Genomic DNA, 3,132 nt, shown 5'->3' with positions numbered 1-3,132 from the left:
CTTTCTCTAAGCATAAGCCGTAAAACAAAAAAGCGTGAAAAAATAATCACCTAACTGCTCTAAAAAAATCACACTGAAATTAAACTTTTTTTTATTGTTTTTTTCGCTGCAAATGCCCGACAACCAATAAGTATTACAATTCTCGATAGAGATGATCCTCTGCAAATTGTATGACTCACAGTGATAGTTACTGATGGGCAGAGAGGCAGGCTTGATCATTGAGGATAAAACTGCGAGAAATTGGAGGGCAAAAATACTATTAGAACAATAAAATCATCAGGATGTGATTATGTCTGACACAGCGTCAATTCAAACATCTGCCGAAGGCGGCAGTAGCATAAAACAACTTATTCAATCTTTGGGCCCGGGTATCATGATGGCAGCTGCGGCAGTGGGTGGCTCACACCTTGTCGCATCAACGAAAGCTGGTGCTATTTATGGCTGGCAACTTGCCGGACTGATCTTGCTGGTAAACCTGTTTAAATACCCATTTTTCCGTGCAGGGGTCCAATATACGATGGGAACGGGAAATAGCCTGATCCAGGGCTATGAAAGTATGGGACGTAGCTACCTTTGGATTTTTACCGGGCTAAGCCTCATATCAGCCATTGTTAATACAGCGGCATTGCTGCTATTTAGTGCGAGCCTGCTTGGCTATTTTCTGCCGTTTACACTTTCGCTTCCGGTGCTGTCTGCCATTGTTGCGGCTGCCTGTCTGAGCATTTTGTTTGCAGGTCATTACAAGGCGCTGGACGGATTGTCAAAAATGATCATGGCAGTACTTGTGATTGCAACCTTGTCTGCGGTGGTTATTGCGGCTGGTAACGGAAGTGCAGCCCCTGCAGATTTTGAGGCGCCTTCAGCCTGGTCAATCGCTTCTATTGGCTTCATCGTTATTATGATGGGGTGGATGCCAGCACCGATTGAAATCTCGTGTCTGACTTCGCTTTGGCTCAAGAGTCAGCAGAAAGAGCAAAAGGTAACGGCACAATCGGCGCTGTTTGATTTTAATGTTGGCTATATCGGAACCGCTATTTTGGCCATTATCTTTTTGTCACTAGGGGCACTGGTTCTTCATGGTACAGGTACAGAACTAAAAAGCTCGGGCATTGGTTTCTCGCACCAACTTGTTGGCTTGTATGCTTCGACAATTGGAGAGTGGTCTCGTTACCTAATTGCGGTTATTGCCTTTTTCTGTATTTTCGGTAGTACGATTACTGTTATTGATGGTTATTCGCGTGCGCTGGCGGAATCTCAACGCCTGCTTCAGAAAAAAGCGCAAGGTCAACGTCGCTGTCATAATACCTGGATGATTATAGTTAGTGCTGCAGCAATGGGCATTATTGTGTTCTTTAGCTCGGCATTGATGCCGCTGCTGAACTTCGCCATGGTGCTGGCATTTATGACGACGCCTGTCTTTGCTTTGCTGAACTATCGTCTGGTGGCAAAAACAGATTTACCGAAAGCGTTGCAGTGGAGCCGTACGATGAAGGTACTGTCTTGGGCTGGGTTGACGTATCTGTTTGGTTTCCTGGCTTTGTTTATTTGGTGGAAGTGGCTGATGTAGCACGATAGGCTGTTTTCGAAATCCAGACCAAAATCAAACAAATACCAGTGACTATAAAGCCCTCAAATCGAGGGCTTTTTTAATACGTAATGTTTACCTTGATTTATCCTGCAAGGGCAGGATCACAAGCTAGTTTGTCAACCTTGTTCTCATCCTTGGATGCCGGCACGAGGATCTCACTGTTTAATTGATAAATGATGTCCAAGAGGGCTTCTCTTACTGCGGCTTTATCATCACCATCTAGTGCATGAATCGCACGGAAAAGGTCTTTCTGAATACTGGTTACTTGCTTGGATGCACGATCGAGCTCGAGGTATTCAATGGAGGCGATTTCATGAATGCGCTGAACCGAGAGACTGGCTGGAGAGATGGCGCGATTTGTCATAAGTTGTGATGAGCAGTGCTTGAGGTATGTAATAGTCTGTGAAAGCGATATTGGTGGTTTTTCCATAATGGTCAATCCTTAATCTTTGATTTTAAATCAATTCTATCCTTCCCGGTCACTTGCCAGACACTGTAGAGTAAATCATTTATATCAATATTAATGCAGATCAATTAAATGCTTATTCCTTTGTGCTTAGAGACGAACTCTGGATATGGATCGCATTGTGTGGGTGGTTATATTTGCCATGTAGTGGCTAAAATAACCACCAAGAAAAGGCATGTTTCAGAGTGAATTGTGTAAGCTGTTGAAAATATAGGCTTATATTTCTGGCATGCTACCTGCTATGAACATAAGACAATAATCATATCGAAGGTTAAAGGAATCGACATGAAGAAAGGATTTGGCTTACTTATTGTTTTCATAGCGCTGTTTTCTTTAAGTAATATTGTGGTAGCCAAAGATAAGCGGACGTTTACGGGGAGCATCGATGCCAGCGAGCAGGCACTGCACAAGTTGGTAATGGAAGTCCCGGTTGGAATGGTCAATGTCCAAGTTGTTGATGACGGTGCTGTGACTTATCGTGTGGACGTCGAGGACAATTCATCGGGGTGGTCTTTCTTTGCTACTGATCTTGATGCTCTGGTGCTTTCAACGCAAGTCACCGACCAGGCACTGCATTTAATGATTGATGAAGACGGGATCAGTCAGGACTGGACATTGACAGTGCCAAAAGATCTCGCACTGCAGCTTCAACTTGGTGTCGGTAATGTGGAGATTAATGGTTTTAGCCAGACGCTCTCAGCAGATATCGGTGTTGGTTCAGCTTGGGTTGGTGTAAATAGCACGGATTATGAGCATGTCCGGGCTGCTGTTGGTGTCGGTGAAATTCAGGTTCACGGGTTTGAGCAGGGCAATTTGGTGAAGGAGCGAGTAATCGTTTCTGATCAGCTCACGATTACTGGTACAGGAAGAAATCACATTAATATTGAAATCGGTGTCGGTGATGTGAATCTCAGCCAGGATCTTGCAAGCAAAACTTAACAAATATTATTTATGCAATTTTCTGACTTAATTATCACTAAAGTCAGAAAATTCTCGGGGAAATACTTTTATAAATGATTGGCTATTCATTAATTTGAATGGCCATTTTTGTTTTTGTTGCTCTCCTTAAATCCCCGTG

Annotated in this window: 3 protein-coding genes; 2 read left to right on the top strand and 1 reads right to left on the bottom strand. The window is 43.6% G+C overall.

All coding sequences use genetic code 11. The features are described from left to right. Positions 1 to 289 precede the first annotated feature (289 nt). Positions 290 to 1,567 (top strand): NRAMP family divalent metal transporter, encoded by a 1,278-nt coding sequence (locus MHN01_RS22350; RefSeq protein WP_239413533.1) that lies wholly within the window; start codon positions 290 to 292, stop codon positions 1,565 to 1,567. A gap of 103 nt (positions 1,568 to 1,670) precedes the next feature. Here MHN01_RS22350 and MHN01_RS22345 read toward each other — a convergent pair whose 3' ends face one another. Continuing rightward, positions 1,671 to 2,018, bottom strand: coding sequence for a hypothetical protein (locus MHN01_RS22345; protein ID WP_239413531.1), 348 nt, complete (start codon positions 2,016 to 2,018; stop codon positions 1,671 to 1,673). Positions 2,019 to 2,339: 321 nt separating this feature from the next. Between MHN01_RS22345 and MHN01_RS22340 the strand changes: the two genes are divergently transcribed. Then, complete coding sequence (locus MHN01_RS22340; RefSeq protein ID WP_239413530.1) at positions 2,340 to 2,993, top strand: hypothetical protein; 654 nt, start codon at positions 2,340 to 2,342, stop codon at positions 2,991 to 2,993. Positions 2,994 to 3,132 lie beyond the last annotated feature (139 nt).

It is taken from the genome of Photobacterium sp. OFAV2-7, assembly GCF_022347985.1.
GTDB lineage: Bacteria > Pseudomonadota > Gammaproteobacteria > Enterobacterales > Vibrionaceae > Photobacterium.
Note: the sequence above shows the minus strand (reverse complement) of the source record. Positions and strands in the feature narration are given on the sequence as shown.